The sequence below is a fragment of the Flagellimonas spongiicola genome (genome assembly GCF_023502425.1).
Classification (GTDB): Bacteria; Bacteroidota; Bacteroidia; order Flavobacteriales; family Flavobacteriaceae; genus Flagellimonas; species Flagellimonas spongiicola.
This window is the reverse complement of sequence record NZ_JAMFMA010000004.1, coordinates 194331-217703: the sequence shown is the minus strand read 5'-3', so window position 1 is coordinate 217703 and position 23373 is coordinate 194331. Positions and strand designations below refer to the sequence as shown.

Here is a 23373-nt window from a genome sequence, read left to right as displayed (position 1 = left end):
ATCAATTCTTAACGTAAAGGGTAAGATTGACATAATCGATTATAGCTTCATAATCTGTGAGTACATCTGCGCCGATGACACCATCTACCGGTTCAATACCAAGCCTCTCAAATGCCATATTGACATGATCCAAATTAATCATCATCAAATCCATGTCCTGCATGTTCAAATCGCCCAAACGCAATTCGTTGTCATTGGAAACCTGCATTTGTATGGTACTTCCTCCTGCACCCGCAGCCTGTCTGTCCGTTGTCCTAGATTCCATTTGGAATTTTTCCTTCCGTTTGGCATCTATCACAGTCCCACTTGCACCTGTATCCAATATGAAATTGGCATCATTACCGTTTAGGACACCTGCAATATGCAGGTGCCCGGATGGTAATTTTTGCATCTTTAATTCGATATATCCCTCATTGGATAAAAAACCATTCAAACCAATTTCTTTAGTAGTTAATTGCGCTTGCAGGCAATAAATCGTGCCTAAACCTAGCAACAGGAATACGATTAAAAATCGATTCTTTCGCAATGTCATGTCCATTGTCAATTTGTTGTACACCGATTATGAAGGGAACTGGTATGTTCCTGCATTGATTTCAGAAATGATTTCGTTGATTCGTGCCTTTCTAGGCTCAGGAGCCAAAGTCAATGCTTTGTTTGCGCTGCTAATAGCCTTCTTCTTATTCCCTAAGAAATAGTGACCTAGCGATTTGTTCAAATGTAAAAACCATGCATCTGGATAAGTCTTTAGGTTTTGCTCTGCCGATTTTAAGCCTTGTTCATGGAAACCATCACGTAGTAAGGTTTGCGTTAGGTAATTGGCTTGCCAATCGTAGTTTACCAAACCTTGTGCTGCTTCAATTGTAGATTGCAGATCTTCAGTCTTACCTAATTTGGCAATCAAGTTAATTTTGGTTACAAGATTGATCACATCGCTATGTGCTGAAAATCCATTGTATCCACCGTTGATTGAACGATTGACCCATTCGTAAGCTTCTTCCAAATTGGTATCATGATCCAAGCACCATCTAGCCGCATCGTTCCATGCTTGCCAGTGATACGTATTGATTCCACGTAGTTCACTTCGTAAGCTTTCCACTACGGTTTTGTTCAAATCTACTTCCACTTTGAAAGGAATTCTTTTTTCTCCCCATTCCAAACCGATTACAACTGAATTTGGGGTTCGATTCAAAAACTCATAATCCAATCGTTCTGACATTGAACAAGTTTCTGGATCAACTTTTACACGTAAAGTCACATCCTTATCAGTATCAAGATAATAGCTTCCCCATTGGTCAAAGTTGTGTGCAAATAGTAAGGTATAGGTGTCATTTTCAGGAATAATATGGAATCCATACTTCCCAGCTTTCAATGCTTGTCCTTCAATCATTACATCTGTGGAAAATTCAATGGTCGTGGCCATATTAGCACCTGCACGCCATGCAATGGGATCGCCACCTTGAGGTATCACGTTTGAATCATTCCAAGCATCTCTATTTCGTAAGGCAGGACTACCATAATCCAAAGTAATCTCTGTAACACCCACCTTTTGGGTTTCTTGTACTCTTGGACTTCCCTGAGGCATGTTCAACGTGTGGAACTGGGCAGCCATTTGCTGCGTAAATGCGGTTGCAATAAGTGCAATAAATAGTTTTTTCATTTTGTTTTATTTTTTGGTGTTTCTATTATTATGTTCGTTTTTAATGATTGATTGAAAGTGATGAATTGCGGATGGCTCAAATACCATTTTAGCTTCTTTTTGATTGTAATATCCCATAGATACCAAACCAACCAACTTGCCTTGCGCATCCAATACAGGACCTCCACTGCATCCGTTGTAGGTTCCTTTAGGCACGTCCAAACTCAGGTTACCATCTTCGGTAAAACCAGCGAATTTACCTTGTACCTGTATGGGCTTTTCATTGTTATAGGGATAGCCAAGAAACGACACTGCTTCACCTTCGGTTAATGGTGAGCTTCTTAATTCGTATCTAGCAATATTTTCCGGAATAGCACCACTTGTTTCAAATACCAGCCAATCTGCTTTTGGTGGCATAGTCAATGGTTCCTCAGGATTTTCATTGATTAATTTACCCGCTTTTACGGCAATTGATGGGTGGGTTTTGGACACAAACGACCAGGATTTCAAATCGCCCCCAAAACTGATGGTCTTCATGCTATCTGTTTTCGCAAAAAACAAAACGTGTTTAGCAGTACAGGCATAGGTTTTGCCTTCATATTCCATCAAAAAAGCGCTACCGGCATGTGGATTATCAAATTTTGAATCTTTGAATTTCACATCACAGACCAGTACAGAATCCAATTGAGCTTGTCCAAATGTTATTCCAACTATAAAAAGAAATAGATACTTGATCATTGGATTACGAATTGTTGTTGATTCCACATCAATTGTGTGGGTTTCATATTTCCATTGCCATCGGTTGATACGCTTAATTCAACACCTTCAATATCCGTCCTAAGTATATTTTCCGAATCGAAATAAACCTCTGTATGGATTTCAAAAAAGCTTTTCATCTTCCTTCCCATGGTCAAAAACAATCTTCCGTTTTTGTTCTCCAGATTAACTTTTCTTCCATTGATTTTATAGGCCCCACTCAAGCTGGCTATTTGGTTTTCGGTAAGGCTTTTTGGTGTTTCTTCCTTAGAGAACTGTAACGCCGCATACAACCATGGATCAACATTTGCCTGCTCATCCATATGGGTATAGGAAATATCCATTGCTGGTGTTAGTGTCGTAGCTGCATCTTGTTTCCAACTCGTGGGCCATAACGTATGAGTCAAGGAAATCGCCAATCCCGAGTTTGGCAGGGTGATGTATTTGGTATCGCCAACAGTGTTTGGACCTTCTGCTGAAGGTTGTCCCACCAAAATCGCTTTTGTGTTTAAGGCTAAAATGGAGGTCAATTCTGCCAAGGTTCCTCGGGTAGCGTTGCTTATCAACACAAATAAATTCCCTCTTTTGTTTATGCGTTCAGAATCGCGCAGTAAGTCTGTAAAGGATTTAAGTTTAAATCCGTTTCCACCACCTCCGTAGCGCAAATCAAGGACCAACTTATCGACCTTACCATCAGTTAATAAGCTTTCTATTCCAGAAACAAATTTCCCAAAAGAATCTCCTGTTTCATTATTTACCACCTTTTGTATCTGAACAAACAAGGTTTTAGTGTCCGGGAAAAATTCGGTCCAATAATTATCATCACTATGATCAATTGCCAAAGGTTCGAATACACCATCATTAGGTAATTCCCTATTCAACTTGGCATAGACTTCAAGGGGTACGCTTTCTATTCTTATGTTTTTACCTGAAGTGAATTCCAATACCATACCATTGGCATCATTCCCAAATCCAGCAGCTTTCAACAAATTGGGCATTAGACCGTATGCTTGAAACAAGTATTTTTTATAATGATCATTATCGGCATTCAAGTAGGGTTTAAGTCCTTCAAATACCTCATCGACACTAGTATCATTCATCTTTACAATTTGCGCTCCAATGAGTGAACTGTTGGCAGCATTTGCATCCACAATAAACAAACCGTCACTGAACCAATTTACTTTTAGCGGCAGTAGTTTTGTACCCAGGGCAGATTGAAAATAGGGAAGGTTACACCCTTCATCTTTTAGACTGTTGAGCAATCGCTGCAGTTCAAAGACAAGGGCATCACCATCTTTAGGATTTGTGGCACTCAGTGTTTCGTACACTCGTAAAAATTCATTCGTGGTTTCGTTTTCTTCGATCCATGGAACCGTACTTTCTACGCGTTTTTTCAAAAAGTCCAAATCCTCTTGCCATTCTACCTGTGTAAGCTCAAGATTAACTTCCTGGGAAGTTCCTTTGCAGGCCATGCATAAAAGAGAGGTTAGAACTAGATATTTGATTTTCATTTTACTAAGACTTTTGGATTTTACTCATCCACGAAATGGTCTTCTTCACTATTTCAGTGTTGTAGTTATCCCTTACATACGAGCTCATCATACCATTGCTGAGGGTTTCCACATTTTCTTGCATGGAGTTAAAATTTACGAATCCATGGTCTGCTTTATCAATGTGTAAGAAGGTTCCGGACCCGCCATTGGAGTTTACGATTTCGACAATCTTTTTGGCTCCGGTATCATTTATAGCCTGGATATCAAATTCGCCATGCATGGCCAAAACATTGGTTTTCACTTTTGTCCATGACCCTGGAACATCAACATCTACTAACCCCTGCCAAAAATCAAAACCTCTGCCGATGTATTGTTCCCGCCTTAACTCCTCAACATTAAAGAGATTCGCATAGCTTTCATTCTTTGCTAACTCAGCACCGGTCAACTTACGTACCAAGAAATCATCGTTGAATTTTAGATTGACTTTGTTATCCTCCTTTATCTGTTCTTCCGAAACTCCAAAATGCTTGGGTTGAACTGTGTACAGGTCAATCATATAGTCATACCAATTCTTGGCTCCAATGCCATAGGTAATTATCCCCTTGGGCATTTTGATATCTACCAATTGCGGTGCGATTATCCCGCCCATGGAATGGCCGAACATGAATATCTCATCCAGATTGACCCTATCGAGCTGCAAAAGACATTTATAGCCTTCACGAAATCCTCTTAACTCTTGTTCAAAACTTATACGTGAACAATCAATTTCGCTTTCACTATCGCCAACTCCTGGTTTCTCCACTCTAAATACAGCATATCCAGCATCTACCCAATCGTGTACCAATCGTCGGTACGGTTGTTCAGGAGAAAAGGGCAAGTCTATAGAGCCACAGGTATAACCCTGCATAAAATAGACGATAGGTGGATTGGAAATATTCTTTGGTGTATATAGAATTGACCTCAATTGATTGCCTTCATAACTTACTGCTCCGTAGGTGATATCGGCATTATCATAGGTCTCCCATGGTCGGGCAATACCTTTTACTTTTTTGTTGAATTCTTGACCGTTCTGCTGATACTCCAATTGTATTTCGTCACCTGCCCTAAAATCTGTTATCGTAGTAAATACGTCTATTGGTGCGTTAACTGGATTTCCATTGATTCGTTTTAGGATTGCACCTTCTTGCATTCCTATTGCATGGACGGTACTTCCAGGAGCTACCGTCATTATATAAAGACCTTCTGAAGAATCTAATTCGTATGCAGCAACCAAACTGTCGTTCAATGCTTGCATCATAATTCCTAAGGATGCTTTTCTATGTAATTGTTGTGCATTGCTTAGGTGTATCAACCCAAAGACTGCTAGCATAAAAAGTAAACCTCTAGTTGGAATTTGTTTCATCATACGTTTGTGCATTATATAAGATTAGAACAATTTTGATTTGAATTGTTCATTTTGAGGCAAACGTACTTTTTTGCATGATGCTGGTCGTCCGAATAGAGGTAAATGCAGAAATTAGGACTTACTTTTAAGAGAATTTAACAGTCCGTGTTCATTGTAAAATCAAGCCTGAACGACTCTTAACCGTAAAGTGTGGTAATATGATTTTTACGAAATGCGGAAGGTGTTACCCCCACCATTTTCTTAAATACTGCGTTAAAAACAGACTTGTTATTGAATCCGGATTCATAAAGAATCGTAAGAATGGTCATGTCACCTTCGGTATTTTTCAATAGGGATTTTGCTTCTTCAATGCGATAATAATTCACGAAGTCATAAAAATTACCTTCATAAAATTTATTAATTAAAGCTGACACATTTCTAGGTGACTGATCTATAGCACTGGAAAGGTTCCCTATTTTCAAATCGGCATTTTTATACAGTTTTTGACTTACTACCAATTCACATAATTTGTCGTAATTCTGCTTATTGACAATATCGGTATTTGGAACCTTCTTGAGTTTTACGGAGAGGTTATTGTAAAAAACTTCGGGGCTACCTAAAACCAGAAGCAAGGTCACATTGGACAAAACCAATAGCAAAACTATTCCCAAAGCAGATAAGCTATCAGCCATAAACTGGTTTTCATTGAACAAGGAGCTTACAAAAAACACAATCCATATGGCTATGAAAATCCATAGCACCTGTTTTAGCCATTTGACAATTTTATCAAAAATCAATCCCTTACTCTCTGATTTGTATAGCAACCACAGCGAAACACCCGTGTATCCCAAGACCTGGGCATAATACAGCGCCTCGATAGAATTCCTAAACACAAGTAAGTGGTTGAAAAAAGTGCCTTTGTACTCCAACACAGCCATGGTTATCAAGGCTATGTTCGTTAGCAAGAAAAACAAAAAAGGGAGCAAATGGATGCTAAATTTACGAATTGGCACCACAGATTTAAGAACGCTCAGCGTAAACCAATACAGAAAAGGAGCATAAAAAAATAGGAATGAATTCATTATCACCCCTGCCCGTAGCGCAACCCTTTCACCAGGAAAAATAACTTGCCCAAGCAACAAATTACTTAGCATGGTAAGTCCTTTTCCCAACAAGAAAAACGAAAAAATGAAAATTGCATGATCTAGTTTTTTACGATAATACCAGATTAGACCGGTAAACAGTAAAAAATTAAAAGCTGCAATTTGTTGCAATAAGTCAAGCATCCAATAATCTTGATTTGACCAATTAAGTTTAGCTCCAATTTATATTTTTCGTTTAAATAAAAAAAACGAGCCAGATTTTAATTCCATGCAAATCTAAACGTACAGTAACAAAAAACAATAGTATTTCAACCGATATCGGAATAAAACTACTATAGATCAAAGAACTGTTGGCAATGAGGTTTTCGATTTTATCGTAACATTCATACCAACACTTTATCTTTATGGCATGTCCGAACCAATTGATTTTGTATTAAAGCTCGGCGCAATTCAAGGCTTCTTCTTTTTCTTTGTATTGTTTTTCAACAAGAAGCATAATGTTGCAAGTAAGGTGCTTTCCATATTAGTGTTACTAATTGGTATCACCTGTTTCTTCTACTCGTTTAACTCTTTGGAATTTTATACAGATTACCCACATTTATTACGATTAAATTGGGGTATTCCCCTCCTATTTGGTCCGCTATTGTTTCTGTACACCAAGTATTTATTATTCCCAGCCAATAAATTCAATAAAACGGATTTAAAACTTGCTATACCATACATTCTTAACTTGCTGATTTTGGCTCCATTTTTTATTAAAGGGGGTGAAGATAAGCTAGCATCCTTGGATTATTTTACGGCGGCAGTTTCCATTGGTGTGGACAATTATGCCATATACTTTCATGTATTGCAATTAAGTATAATAGGTTTAGGTCTTCATTTTAGCCTAAAATCCTTGAACATGGTTAAAGCTTATCATATTGGACTTAAACAGGACTACGCATCTTTGGAAAGCGTTAAACTACAGTGGCTTCATGAATTGATTTGGGCTTTTATCGTATTGTTTATTTTACTCATAATCCTGATATTAAGAGGAGCATATGACAAATATTTGATTTACGACTATCAAGTCATTTTCTATATCGGATTTGCGGTCTTGGTATACATGGTCAGTTTTAAAACATTCCGATTGAAAGAACTAACTATGATACAAACAACCCATAGACCAATAAAAACCGTAAAAGATGAGGTAATCATAAATCTTGGTGAGGATGGGAAGCGTCTGAAAACGTATTTGAATGAACACAAACCCTATTTAGACAACAAACTGACCGCGGTACAACTAGCGACGCAGTTGGAATGGAGTCGTCATAAACTCTCTGAAATACTCAATACACAAATAGGTCAAAACTTCTACGATTTTATTAATGCGCATAGGATTGAGGAATTCGTTCAAAGAATGTCAGATGGGGAACATCAACAACTTACTTTTCTTGCCTTAGCCTATGATTGTGGTTTTAGTTCTAAATCTTCATTTAATTCTGCATTTAAAAAACATACAGGATTTACCCCCTCTCAATACCTTAAGAAAATGTCCGAGTTGACCTAATCGGTCGATGTACTTTTCTTTTATCCAGAATATTGCGCCTAAGTTTAATACATCACCAATGAATTTAGGAAAACAACTTATTATCGCAGTCGTATTTGTAATCAACGGTATTTGCAATGCTCAAAACACCCTAGAAATAACACCTTGGACTTTTAAAAATCGAGAAGGTCATAAAGTAGATTCGGAAAAGGGAAGCTTTGTAGTAAAGGAAAATAGAACTAATCAAAATTCTAGGGAGATAGAACTAAAATTCGTTCGTTTTAAATCAACAAATCCAAATCCCGGATATCCTATCATCTATCTCGCAGGAGGACCTGGTGGTAGTGGCATACGAACTGCACAAGGGGAGCGATTTGACTTATTTATGGCGTTGCGCGGAGTAGCCGATGTCATTGCCTTTGACCAACGGGGAACAGGTGAATCCAATAGCATTCCAAATTGTGAGGTATCTGTTTCATTCCCCTTGGAACAGGTGGGCGATGAACATTCTTATCTTAAAAAACTAAAGGCAAATGCCAATACTTGTCTAGACTATTGGGTTTCTCATAACGTTGATGTTTCTGCTTATAATACTATTGAAAATGCAAACGACTTGGAGCAACTTCGATTGGAATTGGGAGTGGAAAAGTTAAACCTTTGGGGAATAAGTTATGGATCACATTTGGCGCTCGCCTATATAAAACAATATCCCAACAACGTTGAACATGTTGTTTTAGCAAGTTTAGAAGGGTTGAACCAGACAATTAAAAGACCCAAATACAACCAGCAATTTTTAGCGTACTTGGCCAATAAAGTAAAAGCAGACCCTAGTGCTGCTAAGTACTATCCTAATGTTTTAGGTATGATGAATGAGGTTTTTGATGCATTGGAAAAAGAACCCGTAGTCGCAGAATTCAAAAATAGGCGAACAGCAAAAACGCATAAGGTGACCATAAGTAAGTTTGACTTACAATTGGTTACGTCCTTTTTCTACCTTAAAAATCCTGAGCAGTCCAAAAACCTGCCCTATATTTTTTATCAGATGAAACATGGGGATTACTCTGAAGTGGCTCCAAAGGTTACTCAATTAAAGCAATTCATGGGAAGAAGTCTAAGTCGATTAATGCCTTTGGCGATGGAAGTTGCTTCAGGCATATCTTCGAAAAGAGCCAAACGCATTCAAAAAGAAAAAAAGAATGCACTTCTTGGTGCGACCACCAACTTTCCCTTTCCTCAAATTGGCGAAGAATTGGCCATTGATGACTTAGGGAATGTCTTTAGAAAAAATCCTAAATCAGACGTTTCAGCCCTATTTTTCAGTGGTACATTAGATGGTAGAACCTATCTGCCTGCTGCGGCCGAAATTATCCATAAATTTAAAAATGGGAGACATGTAATCATAGATGGAGCCGGACATGATTTATTTTTATCCACTCCAAAAGTTAAAGCATTGATGTTGCGCTTTTTAAATGGTGATGAAATTGAATCCCAGACAATTAATATACCAATGCCAAAATGGAAACTACCAAATCAAGAAGTTTCAAATTGAACACCTACACATTGTCCTTAAGCGTGTTTGGGTTGATTGCCCTGGGTATCTATGCTTGGAATTCCCTTTGGGTATCAGAAATTAATCTCCAATTGGAACCCTACAATAAGTTGCGCGTTTCTGGTATTGCGAATGTTCATCTTGTGCGAGGTGACAGTGAAAGTGCGCGACTTGTAGCTGATGAAAACATTGTAGATAAAATTGAAATGCAGGTTATTGATAACACACTTTTTATCAATTCCGATGATTCCATTTCTGGTGAAAGGAAAAAGGATATTTATCTGACTTACACGCAACTGACTGAAATTCGAATTGAGAATGCAGCAACGGTGATGAGCAAAGAAATAGTTCAGTCTGATAATATCTTAATCCAGGCAACTGGTAGCTCAGAAGTGGTGCTCAGAATTGAGGCAGATAGTTTAAAGCTTCTAATGGAGCATGCCGCAAATGTAAAACTGGCCGGAAGTACTAAATTATTTGATTTGACGCTTGCTGATCATGCAGATATTATGGCCTACCATTTGAATGCAAATAAAGGTATTGTGAAAACCAAAAGCTCAGCTAACGGCAGTGGAATTGCACGAATAGCAGTAAAAAATTCACTATTTGTGCGACTTGAAGGGACAAGAGTGATATACTGCAAAGGGAATCCCGATATCGATAAAAAATCGGTTCATTCTAATAAAAATTTGGTGCTTCGATAAACTCAAAATTTGATTTCAAAGTAAAAGAAATGCCATTATCCCTGAACCATATAAGGTTAAAATAATTTTATATGTTTGTTAAAGGTGGTACTTCAACTATTCATGCACTAGCCGATAAAGCCACCTCATGGGAGGTATGGATCAAGAAAGAGTTTGGTCAGAGTTTAAAAATGGTAGCAAGCAAGCATTTGAGTCGGTATACAACTATTGTATTGACGACATGTATGCTTACGGTCTTAAATTAAATTCAAACAAAGAGCTCGTCAAAGACTGCATCCAACAGGTTTTTGTAGATATATATGAGCGCCGCCAAGTGCTTTCCAATCCCCAAAATATCAAATACTATGTCCTTAAGGCGCTTAAACATCAAATTTATAAGCGTCAGAAAAAAGAGAAAAAGAAATCCAATATTGATGAGTTCTCAGAATTAAAATTCAAAACCCCTTATAATTTTGAGGATAAAAAAATCATCTCTGAAATTGATGAGAAAAAGCAACGCCTCATCAAAAAAGCATTAGGTTCTTTGTCATCAAAACAACGGGAAATCATGTATTTGCGTTTCACTACCGGAATGGAGTACACCGAAATTGCCGAAATGGTAGGGATTGACCATAATTCAGTTCGAAAACAGGTCTACCGTTCTATCAAAAAATTGCGAAACAGTGAAATTTTTGATGATTACAAAAGCATCATCTTGTTTTATTCCGCCCTTTCCATTCCCTGAATCTACTCCAGAATTTCAAATTCAAACCAAATAAAACAAAGTTACAACTAGCTGTTTTGTAGTGTTTTAACTATTTTTTTGTGAAAAAAGTGAAAAAATGTGTCCACAAATGAGCACCTGTTGTCCTTTTATACTAAACGGTCAATATGCTAAAAGGATTTGCAAAATACTTGGATGATGCAAAATTCGTGGATTGGATAGCTAATCCTACCGAAGAAAAAACTAAGTACTGGGAAAAGTTCATTAAGCAAAATCCATCAGAAAAAGCCAAAATCCTTTTATTGAAAGAGTATCTGTCTTTGTTTAAAACCAAAGACAAAGTACTGACGGCGAACGAAAAGCAAGAAATTTTAGGATTGATATACTCCAAAATTCAACCTAATAAAGTCAGCAGAGGACCAATCTATCTCAACATATTTAAATATGCCGCCGTAGCCATTATAGTTTTTGGCATTGGTTTTTATCTGACCAAGGAAACAGTAAACGAACCCAATGCAGAAATAGAAAGCTTATTGCAAGTTTCTGTTGATTCAGCTTCCGATACAAAGTTGGTCCTATCAGACGATAAAGAAATCATTATAGAGGATAAAAAATCAGATGTAAACTATAATGAAGGGTCAACATTGGTAATCAACAGGAAGGATACAATTGCGATTTCCAAAGCAAGTAAGAATGATGATGTTGCAATGAACCAATTGATCGTTCCATTTGGCAAGCACAGCAAACTAACATTGAGTGACGGTTCCATCGTTCATTTAAATTCAGGTTCAAGATTGGTATTCCCATCAAAATTCACCAAATCAACTAGAGAAGTGTATTTAGGAGGTGAAGCTTTTTTTGAAGTGGAATCCAACAAGAACAGTCCGTTTATAGTCCGGTTGTTAAAGGATGAGGATTTATTGGTTCAGGCCGTGGGGACCAAATTCAATGTAAACTCGTATGACAGGCATAATTCCGTAACTACCGTGCTCACCGAAGGTGAAGTTCATTTAAGAGATCAAAGTAAAAAATCCCTTTTCAAAAAAGATGAACATACGGTGATGAAACCAGGTCAACTTGCTGAATGGAATGTTTCTTCAAAAACCGTAGTGGATCAAAGAAAAGTCAATACAGACTATTACACCGCGTGGATAGATGGATTATTGCTGTTCAACAGCGAGACACTCAATGAAATTACAAGCAGGATTTCGGCCTATTACAATGTTGAAATCCGATTAGCTGATAATGTAGATGGAACCTTTAAACTTACAGGAAAGCTGGATCTAAATGAATCTCTTGAAACAATAATGGAAAATTTAGCAATCACAGCTTCAATATCATATGAAAAAACTGAAAACAATGAACTATTGATTTTCAAATAAAAAACCAAGGCATGTTCGCAGCATGCCTTGGCGGTAAGCCTGTATAAATACAGGGATTGTTTAACAAACAACTAACTAAAATTATGGAAAAAAACCTATTTCCATATCATCACTTGCGTGATTTTATGGATAAAACCAAACAGGTGATGAAGTACCTTACGCTCTTTTTACTTCTCTTCACGCTTTATTCCTTTACGGATGCTTATGCTCAGAAGACCAAGCTAAGGTTGGACCTCAAAGATGCCACCTTACTGGAAATGATCGAAGGCATTGAAAATCAGAGTGAGTTTGTCTTTATGTATGGAGATGATCTCTTACCCACGCTAAACAATGGTAAGTCTGATTATAAAATTAAAAATCTGACCCTGGAGAATACGCTTGACCGTTATTTTAAAGGTAAACGCATAACCTACTACATTAAGGGTCGACAAGTAGTACTGAAAAAACAAAACCCTTCCATTGTTATAGATGACAAACCTGTAGCACAAAGTTCAGTTTCTGGAACCGTTTCAGATGACACAGGGCCCTTACCCGGAGCAAGTATAGTAGTGAAAGGCACAACAACAGGAACTACTACAGATTTTGATGGAAACTATACTATTGAAGTTTCAGATGCCAATGCAATATTGGTAGTTAGCTATATAGGATATACCACCATGGAAGTACCTGTAAACGGTCAATCCACAATTAATGTTGTTTTAAAGGAAGATGCTCAGGCTTTGGAAGAAGTAGTAGTAACGGCATTAGGTTTTGAAGTACGTACCGATAAACTTGGCACAGCTGTTTCAACGGTAAAACCCGAAGCATTGGTTCGATCAGGGGAGACTACGATTGCTAATGCCATCCAAGGAAAAATGGCAGGTGTGAACATAACGCGTTCCAACGGTGACCCAGGGGCTGGTTCCAATATCAGGATTCGTGGAGCTAATACCATATTTGGTAGTACACAACCGCTTATTATTGTAGATGGGATTCCAATTAGCAATAGTAGTACACAAGGTGGAGCAAGTAGTGCCACAGGAAATGGTACCTCGCAGCAGTCACGTCTAAACGACATCAATCCTAATGATATAGAATCGCTACAAGTACTTAAGGGTGCTTCTGCTGCTGCCCTCTGGGGATCTCGTGCATCCAATGGTGTTGTAATTATAACCACCAAATCCGGACGTAGAGGTTTTCGTGTAAGTCTTAAAACCACACTTTCTTTGGATGAAGTCAATGCCATTGCACCATTGCAGAATAATTACGGTCAAGGACTTGATGGAAGGTTCCGGTTTGGATACATTCATGGTTGGGGTGATGAAATATCGACTAGAAGCGGCGGTGAGGATGACTTTGATACCTCAGGTGGCTTTTTTATAGGTGATCAAACTGGGCGCACCTATTACCCGATTGCTGATGGGACCACAGATAACTTACATGGTGGTAAGAATTCTAGGGAAACCTTCTTGGATGAAAACTTTGATCAGGTTTTTAGAACTGGTGTTTTATTGGAGCAATCAGTAAGCGTTAGTGGAGGCGATGAGAAAAGTAACATTTTCTTCAGTTTAGGCAATACGGATCAAGAAGGTATCATACGAAATAACGATTACCGCAGACATACTGTAAATCTTAGTGCTTCTCATCGTTTCAATGAATACATCAATTTAAAATTGAAAGGAAAGTACTCAAGAATTAGTGCTAACAGAATCCAACAAAACTCAAATACCGCAGGTTTATTATTAGGGTTCTATCGCAACATTTCTGACTTTAATATAGAAGACTTTACGGGAACCTACGTAAGCGACACAGGAGCCGAGTTTAGTGGTAGGCATAGATCTTATAGAAATCCAATTGGTGCGTCTGAAAGACCATTTTACAACAACCCAAGATGGACTACGGATAAGCAAAAAGCACCAAACATTGTAAACCGCCACATCTATTCGGCAGAGCTTGATGTTTTCCCTGTTGACGGTTTGAATATTAAGTTACGTGGTGGTGTTGATACCTATAGTGACGACAGGACTTACTTATATCCTAGGGGTTCTGCAAGAACAGGTTTGATTCCCAGGCTTGAAGGTAACTTGACATTTGAAAGTTTAGGCGCTACTGAATTGAATTTTGATGCCATTGCAAAGTACGATACCAACTTAGCAGATGATATTACATCATCATTTATTCTAGGATGGAACATTAACGACAGAAAATTCAATAGGGAAACTATTGTTGGTAGCGATTTCATTGTTAATGAGGAAATCTATTCATTGACGAATTCCAGGATTATCCAAGGTGATAATTTTATAAGTCATAGAAGATCCAATAGAGGATTTGCCACGGCAAACTTTGGAATCTACGATCAATTGTATGTAGACTTGTCAGGAACAGTAGAGGCAGCATCCACTATCAAGGACCCATTTTTTTATCCTTCAGCAAGCGTAGCATGGCAGTTCTCAAATGCGGATTTCTTTCCGGAAGATAGCTTCATAAGTTTCGCCAAAGCCCGATTAAGCTGGGGTAAGGTGGGTATTCAACCTGATATCTACAGAAGCGCTACCAACTATGAGGGTGATTTTACCTATAGCAATGGAATTTTCGGAAACCTCTCTTCCATCAATCATGGTGGTGGATTTAGATTGGATAATAGACTAGGTAATAGCAACCTAAAACCAGAAATAAAGACTGAAATCGAAGGTGGATTGGAATTTAGGTTTTTCAACAATATGCTGAATACCAGCTTTACCTATTACACCAACGAAATAGAAGATATCTTACTGACTTTGGATAGAGCACCTTCAAGTGGTTTTTCAAGCATCTATACCAATGGTGCCAGCATGGAAAATCGCGGATTTGAATTTGAATTCAGTGCAAACCTTTTGGGCAGCAATGAACACTGGACGTTTACGCCCTATGGAAACTTTGCTACCAACAAAAATGAAGTTACAAGCTTGGCAGGCGCCGATGTACAACGATTGACCGGTTTTGGTACTGGAGATTCAGTAGCAGCGGTAGGTTATCAAATGGGAGCTATTTTCGGCGGTAAACTTCCAAGAAATGCAGATGGAAGTATTCAATTGGATGAAAATGGATTTCCGGTAGGTACACCAGAATACGATGTTATTGGTGACCCAAATCCTGATTGGACCGGAGGTCTTGGTTTTAACCTCGGCTTCAAGAATGTTTCACTAAATGTGCTTTTTGAACACTCGCAAGGTGGAGATTTTTATGATATGACCCGTCAAATCAACAGCCAAAGAGGTTTTAGTAGGGAATCCGGAAACAAAGTTACCATTCCTTCAGACGGAATTGTAGATGTTACCGGCGCAACTTACACCTCCGGCGATGTTGTTCGTGGAAATTTGTTTGATTTTGGAGCTGGTCCCGTACTCTTGGAACAAAACTGGTACCGTGGTAATGGGGCTGGGAACAGAGGCTTTAGCGAGCTTTGGCTTCAAGATGCTACATGGACCAGATTAAGGGAACTGACCTTAACCTATTCGTTGGGCCCTAAAATTCTTGACAAGCTAAAACTTTCTGATTTAAGCTTAAGCTTTACTGGTAGAAACCTTGTGCTTTGGACGGATGTTATCGGTAACGACCCAGATAAGAATTTCGCAGGTGTAGGAAACTCAAGAGGATTGGATTATTATACAAATCCATCCACGAAATCCTATTTGTTCAACTTGAGTTTAACATTTTAAAAAAGGAGTCATGAGAATATTAAAGATAAGTACAGTAACAATAGTTCTTTTCAGCTTTTTCGCATGTCAGGAAATAGTTGATGATATAAATGATAATGATCCAAATACCATCAGCAATGTTGACGGACAGACCCTTTTAACAGGTATTCAATTAGCTGACATTACAGCACAGTTGGGGTATTTAAACTGGGCCGCTGGTGTTTGGACAGGAAACTTCGTTGGCAGTGGTCGTTTTGCGCCCATACAGGAGTATCAATATGGAAATACCAATTCCAACACGCCCTGGTTCAATATATACGTGGGCGTAGTGCAACAAGCAAGGGAATTGAGAAGTGGCATCCCGGTGACAAACCAGGATTTTTTCTTCGGAGCTTCAAAAGTTTTGGAGGCACATGCCCTAGGAACTGCCGCAAGTATGTTTGGGGACGTACCCTTTACAGAAGCGGCAAACCCGGAAATTCCAACGCCTACCTATGATGGCCAATTAGCGGTGTACTCTGGGGTTCAATCCTTACTAGATGAGGCCATTTCCGATTTACAGTCTGCGGGTACTGAAGGTGGTATCTCAGAAGATCTGTTTTTTGGTGGAAATTCCAGCAATTGGATTAAGGCCGCTTACACCTTGAAGGCTAGACTTTACCTGGAAGCTGGTGATTATGCCAATGCAATTTCGGCTGCACAAAATGGTGTGAACCAAGCATCAGAATCCATGCAGTACACCCCACCTGCTGTGGTTCTTACAGGGGACACCAACTTATTGAATCAATTTTTCACCGGTAGTTTTCCAGATGATTTAACAACTGAGGGAGGTTATTTAATTGAACTGATGACGGGTGCTAGTAATAGGAACAATACCAAAACAGATGAAATTGATCGCTCAACATACTATTTTGATGGTACGCAAATCAACTTGGCGGGCATTGCGGCCGTAGACGAGCCTATGAATCTATTGTCGGTACAGGAAAATGTACTCAATTGGGCCGAAGCCGCAATACGATCTAATGACTTTGCAACTGCCCTATCCAAATTGAACGAACATCGCGCCAATTTGAGAAATGGTGAATTCTTTGCTATCACTACTGGAATATATGATGATTATGTTGAAGCGGATTTCCAAGCTGGCGGTATCGAAAATTTAGATGGTTCTTTGTCTCAGAATGATGCCCTTTTGAGGGAAATTATTCAAGAACGTTATGTTACATTTTTTGCTGAATTATCAAGTTTCAATGACTTGCGAAGAACAAAGAATGATCCGATAAGCATTCAAGTTGGTGTACCATTCAATACAGGCACACAACATCCTGAACGTTTCTTGTACCCTTTCTCTGAAGAGAATACCAACGGGGCCAATGTTCCTGATATTACGGATTTGTTCGCGAAAACGCCAGTTAACCAATAACCTTCCGAACCATGGGACGCAATTTAGTTTCGGTAGCTTTTTTATGTTGCTTTGCATTGGGCTTAAATGCCATGCAAGATGGCAAGAACCTGGTAGCTTCAGCAACACCTGAAGCTACCGAGGCAGGCGTCTTGATTTTTGAAAAAGGAGGAAACGCAATTGATGCTTCAATTGCCGTTGCGTTCACCTTGGGTGTTACGGAACCGGCCATGTCTGGATTGGGCGGCCGCACCATGATGCTGATATCCATTCCAAATGAAACCCCTATTGCAATAGGCGGACATTCACGCACACCATTCTTTGTAGAGCCTGATATTACAAGAGACAATCTAAAATTCCATAAACAAGTTTCCATTCCTTCCCAAGTAAAGGTCTTGTACACAGCCTGGAAAAAATATGGAAGCGGAAAACTTCGTTGGGATGAATTATTGGAGCCTGCAATTGGTTTTGCGGAAAACGGTTTTAGCGTTGGAAAACATAGACATCATGTTTACAAAAGGTGGGAAACGCGCATAAAAGAAAGTCCATATCACAATGGTGAAGTATTGATTAATGGCGATATACCTGCCATTGGTGATGTCATAAAGCAACCTACTTTGGCCAAAACCCTTAGACGATTGGTCAAACATGGAGGGGATGATTTTTACAAAGGCGATATTGCAAAACAAATTGCACAGGATTTTCAATCACATGGAGGTTGGATTACATATGAGGATCTAGCCAATTTTCCAGAACCAGAAATTTTTGAACCCTTGCATATCACTTATCGTGGTTATGATGTTTATTCCTTTGTTCCACCGAGCGGTGGTTGGCAAGTGTTGCAAGTTCTGAATCTTCTGGAGCAAAGTTCTCCCGATGCAGTAGATGAGAATGATCAACAAAGAAAGAACCTAGTAATAAATGCACTTAATTTAAGCCACAATAATCGGTTAGAACAAGCCATTACCGATTACACCAACTACGAAGCTCAGGTAAATGATAAGATATCGAAATCCTTTGCCAAAGCTTTATTGGAAGCCAACAACCAACCTAATAGTCCAATTCAGGAAAATGACAATCAAGAAGGCGAAACCACACATTTTTCTGTAGTCGATGAAAAGGGTATTGCGGTAAGTGTTACATCCAGCGTAGGCGCCTATTTTGGTTCCTTGACTTCAACGAAAAATCTAGGGTTCTTTTACAATAGTTATGTAAAATCTTTATTGGGTTTTGGTTTGGGAAAAAAACTAGAACCTAATACCATAATCCCTTCGTCAATGAGTCCAAGTTTGGTAAGAAAGGACGGAAAAAATGTTTTGGTGATAGGTACCCCAGGAAGTAAGCGCATTGTATCTACCATTGCCCAATTGATACAATTATGGGTAGATGGAAACAACAGTATAACAGAAATCATTAGCTATCCCAGAATCCATGCCATTCAAAACAAGGTGTATTTGGAAGATGAAAACCTGGATTCGGAATGGTTACAGCAGCTACGGAAACAAGGTTATCAGATCACCTTTCCTGATTATGATTTGACCATTGATGGCAAAAATGCCTATTTCGGCGGGGTTCATGCCATAGAGTTCAGAAATGGACAATGGTCTGCAGCTGCTGACCCAAGAAGAGATGGAAATACCAATTGATATTAAGAAATTGTTTGAGTTAGTTTATGTTCAAGTGAAAGGCTGTTCCTGCAAATAATAGAGCAGCCTTTTTTATTCTAAAACCAATAGCTCTATAAATCAAAAGCACCCAACGAATAAAATAATAAGATGTTTACCAAACACATAGCTATTTGCTGCTGTTTTTTACTTGCCATAGCCTGCTCGGATAAAAAAGTAGAGGAGGCAGTACAATTTGATACCAATTTCAAAGGTGCACGCTTGGATAGCATCAAGAAAATTGGTGACAACGAATATATGGCTTTGGTTTTGCCTGAAAATGAACCGATCAACCAAAGTCCATGGTTTGCATTCGCCGTTTCGTCCAAAACACCAAAAAACATAAGACTTACATTGGATTATGGAACTTATCAACATCGTTACGTGCCCAAGGTCAGTTATGATAAAATCAATTGGAAATCCTTAAATCCATCGAGCATTATTGTAGATACCATCACGCATACGGCCGTGTTATCCCTAGACATTTCAGCGCAAATCCAATACATAGCAGCTCAAGAAGTCATAAGCAGTGATGACACTTATGCATGGGTTGCACAGCAAATTGAAAAGAATCCAACTACGCTTCTTGAGGTAGCAGGAAAATCAAGTTTAGGTAATGACAATTTGGTTATGGTTCATGAATCCGAAGACATTAAAAACTCCATTGTTTTGATTGCAAGACAACATCCACCTGAAATTCCGGGAGGTACCATCGGATTTCAGACCTTTTATGAAACCCTCTTTTCCAATACCGAGTGGGCTATTGATTTTCGAGGGAATTTCAACATCTACACCTTCCCTTTGTTAAATCCTGATGGAGCCGATGCCGGAAATTGGAGACATAATGCCAATGGTGTTGATTTGAATCGGGATTGGGTTGAATTTTCACAACCTGAGACAAAAATGGTTCGTGACTTTCTTGATACCAAAATCGATGGAGGCAAAAAAATTCGATTTGCTTTGGATTTTCACACCTCCCACAGCGGTCCTTACCTATTGGTCTTGGATTCTATCAATGAGGTTCAAACCAAGAAAATCATCCCAGATTGGATATCTAAAATTGAAACCAATTCAAACTTTAAAGTAGAGGCAAGACGCAGAAGTCAAGACCTCCCCTATTGCTATAACTATTTCTTCAATCGATTTGGTTCAGAAGCAGTAACTTATGAGGATGGGGACGAAATGGACCGTGAATTGATTAAAAAGAGAGCGCAAGTTCACGCCAATGAACTCATGAAAACACTATTGGAAAAACTTAACAAACGAGATTTTGATGAATAAGAGTCCATTTATAGTAACCTGTGTCTTGTTTGCCCTGGTTTCCTGTCAAAAAAAGACAATTGATGCAGATATCCTTATTCAAAATGGTACGGTGTACAATGGGATAAATAAACAACCCTTCAAGCATACAATAGCGGTTAAAAACGATAAAATTGTATATATAGGAGATGCATTAGATGTCGACATCAATACAAGTAAAACGATTGATGCCTCAGGTTTGATCGTTTCACCAGGGTTTATTGATCCCCATACTCATGCTGACAGGGAATTCAATAAACCTGAAACGGCTCATAACCTACCTTTTCTTATGCAAGGAATAACAACTGTGGTGGCCGGAAATGACGGCGATAGTTTCTTTCCAGCACAAACGCATGTGGATATGTATGAAGAACATGGTATTGGGACCAATGCCATTCTTTTGATTGGTCATGAAACCATCAGAAAGGAAGTCATTGGGTTAAGTGATAGAGTCGCTACTTCTGAGGAAATAGTTCAGATGCAGGCACTTCTAGATAAGGAAATGGAGGCTGCTGGAAATTTTGGCATGTCCACTGGTTTGTTCTATGCTCCCGGTAGCTATGCTACAACTTCTGAAGTAATAGAATTGGCAAAGACTTGTGCTGAAAATGGGGGTATTTATGATTCGCATTTACGAGATGAAAGCTCCTACACTGTTGGTCTTGTTGCCGCCGTAGAAGAAGCCATACAAATTGGGCGGGAAGCCAAATTACCCATCCATATCTCACATATCAAGTGCTTGGGTGTTGATGTCTGGAAAAAAAGTGACACTATCATTTCAATGGTTGAAGCAGCACAAAAAGAAGGGATAGCAGTAAGCGCTAATCAATATCCTTATGAAGCATCCGCTACTGGCTTAAAAGCTGCCACCGCACCAAAATGGGCACAAAGCGGCGGTACAGATTCACTCCTGTATCGATATGATTCCCCGCAACACAGACAACGTATTTTAGCGGAAACCAAAAACAATATTAGACGTAGAGGAGGTCCAGAATCCTTGTTGATCGTAGTAATACAAAACCCCGAGTATCGGAACAAAACACTACTGCAAATTTCTAAGGATTTGGGCATCCCGCCGGAGGAAGCGGTGTATAAAATATTGCGTACAAAAGGAATTATACGCATTGCCTCCTTCAATATGGCAGATTACGACATACATAACTTTATGAAACAAAAATGGGTCACCACGGGTTCCGATGGTAATACGGGACATCCAAGAAAGTATGGATCTTTTCCTCGGAAGTATCGCAAATATGTGGTGGATGAAGGTGTTTTGGATTTACCTACTTTTATCAACCAAAGCTCGTCCAAAACTGCTGAGATCCTAGGTATATCGAACCGCGGAATACTAAAAGAAGGCTATTTTGCAGATATTATTCTTTTTGACCCTACCACGTTCCGGGATAAAGCAGATTTCAAGAACGCCTATGCTTATGCTGAAGGCTTGCAATATGCGATCATAAATGGCCAAATTGCTGTGGAGAAAGGAGAGCCATCAGACAAGCGACATGGAAGGGTATTGCGAAAAAACAACTAGAATCATTAATAGAAGATCAGTCAACAAGAAACAAAATACCATGAATCGAATACATATACTCGCATTGTGCTTATTGCTTCTGACGGCGTGCAAAAAAGCGCAAAAAGAAACATCCGAAGCTGCCATCACAACATCCAAAACGGATATTGTGCGGACCATAATCAACGATCAAGAGAGTTTTTATCATATTGATTTTGATAGTTACCCGTCTCAGGACAAATCCTTACCCATTGGTGTTTTTGATTCTGGAACTGGGGGACTTACAGTCCTGAAGGCGATCGTAAACTATGACAAAAATCAGAACGAGTCACATCAAAACGGCAGTGACGGACAGCTAGACTTCAACAAGGAAACCTTTATCTATTTAGGCGATCAGGCCAATATGCCTTATGGGAACTATTCCAGTGTCAATAAAGTCGATTTACTAAATGAGCATATTATCAAGGATGCTCAATTTCTACTAGGTACTAAATATTATTCCGATGCAGGTGATGCCAGTTTAAATAATGATAAGCAACCTGTAAAAGCGCTTGTAATTGCATGCAATACTGCTACTGCTTATGGCAAGGAGTATATTGAGGATTTCTTAGCGAAAGCAAACACCAACATCAAGGTAATTGGTGTTATTGATGCTGGTGTGCGTGGTACTCTTGAAAGTTTAGCAAAAGATGAAGATGCGATTGTTGGTGTACTCGCAACCGCAGGAACTGTCGCTTCCAAAGGTTATCGGAATACCTTGTTGAAAATGAAGGATGAATTAGGCTATACAGGAAAAATAGAGGTGTTCTCACAAGGTGGTGTTGGAATAGCTGAAGCTGTAGACGAAGACCCGGATTATTATGACAAAAACTTAAAAAAACCACGAGATTCTTATAAAGGTCCCAGCTTGGATGGTGGCATAAAAATAGATAGGACATTATTTGACATCTATAATTTTGACTTTGATGACTCCAAAATGTTATGTGATAGTGAGAAAACGGACGATTGTTCCATTCTTCAAATCAATGATGCAAAAAACTATGTGCGTTATCACTTAGTTACACTTATGGAGCAGATTCGCCAGTCTGGAACACAAAATCAACTTAAATCCATCATTTTAGGATGTACACATTATCCGTACATGACCCAGGAAATAAGGGACATTTTAGTAGAACTCTATGATTACAAAGGCAAGGATGGCGGCTATTTGTATCGCGATTACATGGTATCCGATATCCAACTTATAGATCCAGCCGTTGATACAGCAAAAGAATTACACGAGCACCTTAAACAAGAAGCACTGTTCAACCCGAACGGTAATATGGATGAAAGTGAATTTTACATAAGCGTTCCAAATAAGGATAATCAAAATACCATAATTGATGAACAAGGGCGGTTTCCATACGATTATAAGTACGGCAGAAATGCGCACGAAATCCAAGAATATGTCAAGGTGGTACCTTTTAGTAGAAACAATATTTCAGAAGACATCCTACTTCGATTTGAAAAGCAAATACCAAAGGTCTACGAGTTAATGGAAAAGTTCAATCAAAACAGTTCCAAAACGGGTCATTTAAGTTCCAAGGATAGAATCCAATAGT

At 38.9% G+C, this 23373-nt stretch carries 17 protein-coding genes; 11 read left to right on the top strand and 6 right to left on the bottom strand.

Going from position 1 to position 23373, the window contains the following annotated elements; all coding sequences use genetic code 11:
• Position 1: 1 nt before the first annotated feature.
• The 6 genes from M3P19_RS15810 to M3P19_RS15785 form a co-directional block, all read right to left on the bottom strand.
• Positions 2-532, bottom strand: coding sequence for a retropepsin-like aspartic protease (locus tag M3P19_RS15810; RefSeq protein WP_249658663.1), 531 nt, complete (start codon positions 530-532; stop codon positions 2-4).
• A gap of 27 nt (positions 533-559) precedes the next feature.
• The gene (locus M3P19_RS15805) at positions 560-1657 is read right to left on the bottom strand and encodes a DUF2911 domain-containing protein (protein WP_249658662.1); all 1098 of its coding nucleotides are present in this window, start codon (positions 1655-1657) and stop codon (positions 560-562) included.
• 6 nt (positions 1658-1663) lie between these two features.
• Positions 1664-2374 carry a S1 family peptidase gene (locus M3P19_RS15800; protein ID WP_249658661.1) on the bottom strand — a complete coding sequence of 237 codons (711 nt, stop codon included), beginning with the start codon at positions 2372-2374 and terminating at the stop codon, positions 1664-1666.
• Positions 2371-3864 (bottom strand): S41 family peptidase, encoded by a 1494-nt coding sequence (locus M3P19_RS15795; protein ID WP_249658660.1) that lies wholly within the window; start codon positions 3862-3864, stop codon positions 2371-2373. The genes M3P19_RS15800 and M3P19_RS15795 overlap by 4 nt, the downstream gene beginning before the upstream one ends.
• Before the next feature lie 43 nt (positions 3865-3907).
• Positions 3908-5302, bottom strand: coding sequence for an alpha/beta fold hydrolase (locus M3P19_RS15790; RefSeq protein WP_249658659.1), 1395 nt, complete (start codon positions 5300-5302; stop codon positions 3908-3910).
• 164 nt (positions 5303-5466) lie between these two features.
• Entirely contained in the window at positions 5467-6555 is a 1089-nt protein-coding gene (locus M3P19_RS15785; RefSeq protein ID WP_249658658.1) for a helix-turn-helix domain-containing protein, read from the bottom strand.
• 226 nt (positions 6556-6781) lie between these two features.
• Between M3P19_RS15785 and M3P19_RS15780 the strand changes: the two genes are divergently transcribed.
• The 11 genes from M3P19_RS15780 to M3P19_RS15730 all read left to right on the top strand — a co-directional run bounded on the left by M3P19_RS15780 (position 6782) and on the right by M3P19_RS15730 (position 23372).
• Positions 6782-7921, top strand: coding sequence for a helix-turn-helix domain-containing protein (locus M3P19_RS15780; protein WP_249658657.1), 1140 nt, complete (start codon positions 6782-6784; stop codon positions 7919-7921).
• A 58-nt stretch (positions 7922-7979) separates the two neighbouring features.
• The gene (locus M3P19_RS15775) at positions 7980-9449 is read left to right on the top strand and encodes an alpha/beta hydrolase (protein ID WP_249658656.1); all 1470 of its coding nucleotides are present in this window, start codon (positions 7980-7982) and stop codon (positions 9447-9449) included.
• On the top strand, positions 9416-10153 hold the full coding sequence (locus M3P19_RS15770) for a head GIN domain-containing protein (protein WP_249658655.1): 738 nt from the start codon (positions 9416-9418) through the stop codon (positions 10151-10153). The genes M3P19_RS15775 and M3P19_RS15770 overlap by 34 nt, the downstream gene beginning before the upstream one ends.
• Before the next feature lie 136 nt (positions 10154-10289).
• Positions 10290-10877 carry an RNA polymerase sigma factor gene (locus tag M3P19_RS15765; RefSeq protein ID WP_249658654.1) on the top strand — a complete coding sequence of 196 codons (588 nt, stop codon included), beginning with the start codon at positions 10290-10292 and terminating at the stop codon, positions 10875-10877.
• A 146-nt stretch (positions 10878-11023) separates the two neighbouring features.
• Positions 11024-12238 carry a FecR family protein gene (locus M3P19_RS15760; protein WP_249658653.1) on the top strand — a complete coding sequence of 405 codons (1215 nt, stop codon included), beginning with the start codon at positions 11024-11026 and terminating at the stop codon, positions 12236-12238.
• Between the two features lie 83 nt (positions 12239-12321).
• Entirely contained in the window at positions 12322-15915 is a 3594-nt protein-coding gene (locus tag M3P19_RS15755) for a SusC/RagA family TonB-linked outer membrane protein (RefSeq protein WP_249658652.1), read from the top strand.
• Positions 15916-15925: 10 nt separating this feature from the next.
• Positions 15926-17314: a SusD/RagB family nutrient-binding outer membrane lipoprotein gene (locus tag M3P19_RS15750; protein WP_249658651.1), complete on the top strand. Its 1389-nt coding sequence runs from the start codon at positions 15926-15928 to the stop codon at positions 17312-17314.
• An 11-nt stretch (positions 17315-17325) separates the two neighbouring features.
• The gene (locus M3P19_RS15745) at positions 17326-18939 is read left to right on the top strand and encodes a gamma-glutamyltransferase family protein (protein ID WP_249658650.1); all 1614 of its coding nucleotides are present in this window, start codon (positions 17326-17328) and stop codon (positions 18937-18939) included.
• Between the two features lie 129 nt (positions 18940-19068).
• Positions 19069-20238, top strand: coding sequence for a M14 family metallopeptidase (locus tag M3P19_RS15740; RefSeq protein WP_249658649.1), 1170 nt, complete (start codon positions 19069-19071; stop codon positions 20236-20238).
• On the top strand, positions 20231-21793 hold the full coding sequence (locus tag M3P19_RS15735; protein WP_249658648.1) for an N-acyl-D-amino-acid deacylase family protein: 1563 nt from the start codon (positions 20231-20233) through the stop codon (positions 21791-21793). Before M3P19_RS15740 ends, M3P19_RS15735 begins: the two co-directional genes overlap by 8 nt.
• A gap of 40 nt (positions 21794-21833) precedes the next feature.
• Positions 21834-23372: a glutamate racemase gene (locus M3P19_RS15730; protein WP_249658750.1), complete on the top strand. Its 1539-nt coding sequence runs from the start codon at positions 21834-21836 to the stop codon at positions 23370-23372.
• The last annotated feature ends 1 nt before the right edge of the window (position 23373 follow it).

Excerpts from the sequence above, each read along its gene's own strand:
- M3P19_RS15810 (WP_249658663.1), bottom strand. The coding sequence starts at position 532 with ATGACATTGCGAAAGAATCGATTTTTAATCGTATTCCTGTTGCTAGGT.
- M3P19_RS15805 (WP_249658662.1), bottom strand. The coding sequence starts at position 1,657 with ATGAAAAAACTATTTATTGCACTTATTGCAACCGCATTTACGCAGCAA.
- M3P19_RS15800 (WP_249658661.1), bottom strand. The coding sequence starts at position 2,374 with ATGATCAAGTATCTATTTCTTTTTATAGTTGGAATAACATTTGGACAA.
- M3P19_RS15795 (WP_249658660.1), bottom strand. The coding sequence starts at position 3,864 with ATGGCCTGCAAAGGAACTTCCCAGGAAGTTAATCTTGAGCTTACACAG.
- M3P19_RS15790 (WP_249658659.1), bottom strand. The coding sequence starts at position 5,302 with ATGCACAAACGTATGATGAAACAAATTCCAACTAGAGGTTTACTTTTT.
- M3P19_RS15785 (WP_249658658.1), bottom strand. The coding sequence starts at position 6,555 with ATGCTTGACTTATTGCAACAAATTGCAGCTTTTAATTTTTTACTGTTT.
- M3P19_RS15780 (WP_249658657.1), top strand. The coding sequence starts at position 6,782 with ATGTCCGAACCAATTGATTTTGTATTAAAGCTCGGCGCAATTCAAGGC.
- M3P19_RS15775 (WP_249658656.1), top strand. The coding sequence starts at position 7,980 with ATGAATTTAGGAAAACAACTTATTATCGCAGTCGTATTTGTAATCAAC.
- M3P19_RS15770 (WP_249658655.1), top strand. The coding sequence starts at position 9,416 with ATGGAAACTACCAAATCAAGAAGTTTCAAATTGAACACCTACACATTG.
- M3P19_RS15765 (WP_249658654.1), top strand. The coding sequence starts at position 10,290 with ATGGATCAAGAAAGAGTTTGGTCAGAGTTTAAAAATGGTAGCAAGCAA.
- M3P19_RS15760 (WP_249658653.1), top strand. The coding sequence starts at position 11,024 with ATGCTAAAAGGATTTGCAAAATACTTGGATGATGCAAAATTCGTGGAT.
- M3P19_RS15755 (WP_249658652.1), top strand. The coding sequence starts at position 12,322 with ATGGAAAAAAACCTATTTCCATATCATCACTTGCGTGATTTTATGGAT.
- M3P19_RS15750 (WP_249658651.1), top strand. The coding sequence starts at position 15,926 with ATGAGAATATTAAAGATAAGTACAGTAACAATAGTTCTTTTCAGCTTT.
- M3P19_RS15745 (WP_249658650.1), top strand. The coding sequence starts at position 17,326 with ATGGGACGCAATTTAGTTTCGGTAGCTTTTTTATGTTGCTTTGCATTG.
- M3P19_RS15740 (WP_249658649.1), top strand. The coding sequence starts at position 19,069 with ATGTTTACCAAACACATAGCTATTTGCTGCTGTTTTTTACTTGCCATA.
- M3P19_RS15735 (WP_249658648.1), top strand. The coding sequence starts at position 20,231 with ATGAATAAGAGTCCATTTATAGTAACCTGTGTCTTGTTTGCCCTGGTT.
- M3P19_RS15730 (WP_249658750.1), top strand. The coding sequence starts at position 21,834 with ATGAATCGAATACATATACTCGCATTGTGCTTATTGCTTCTGACGGCG.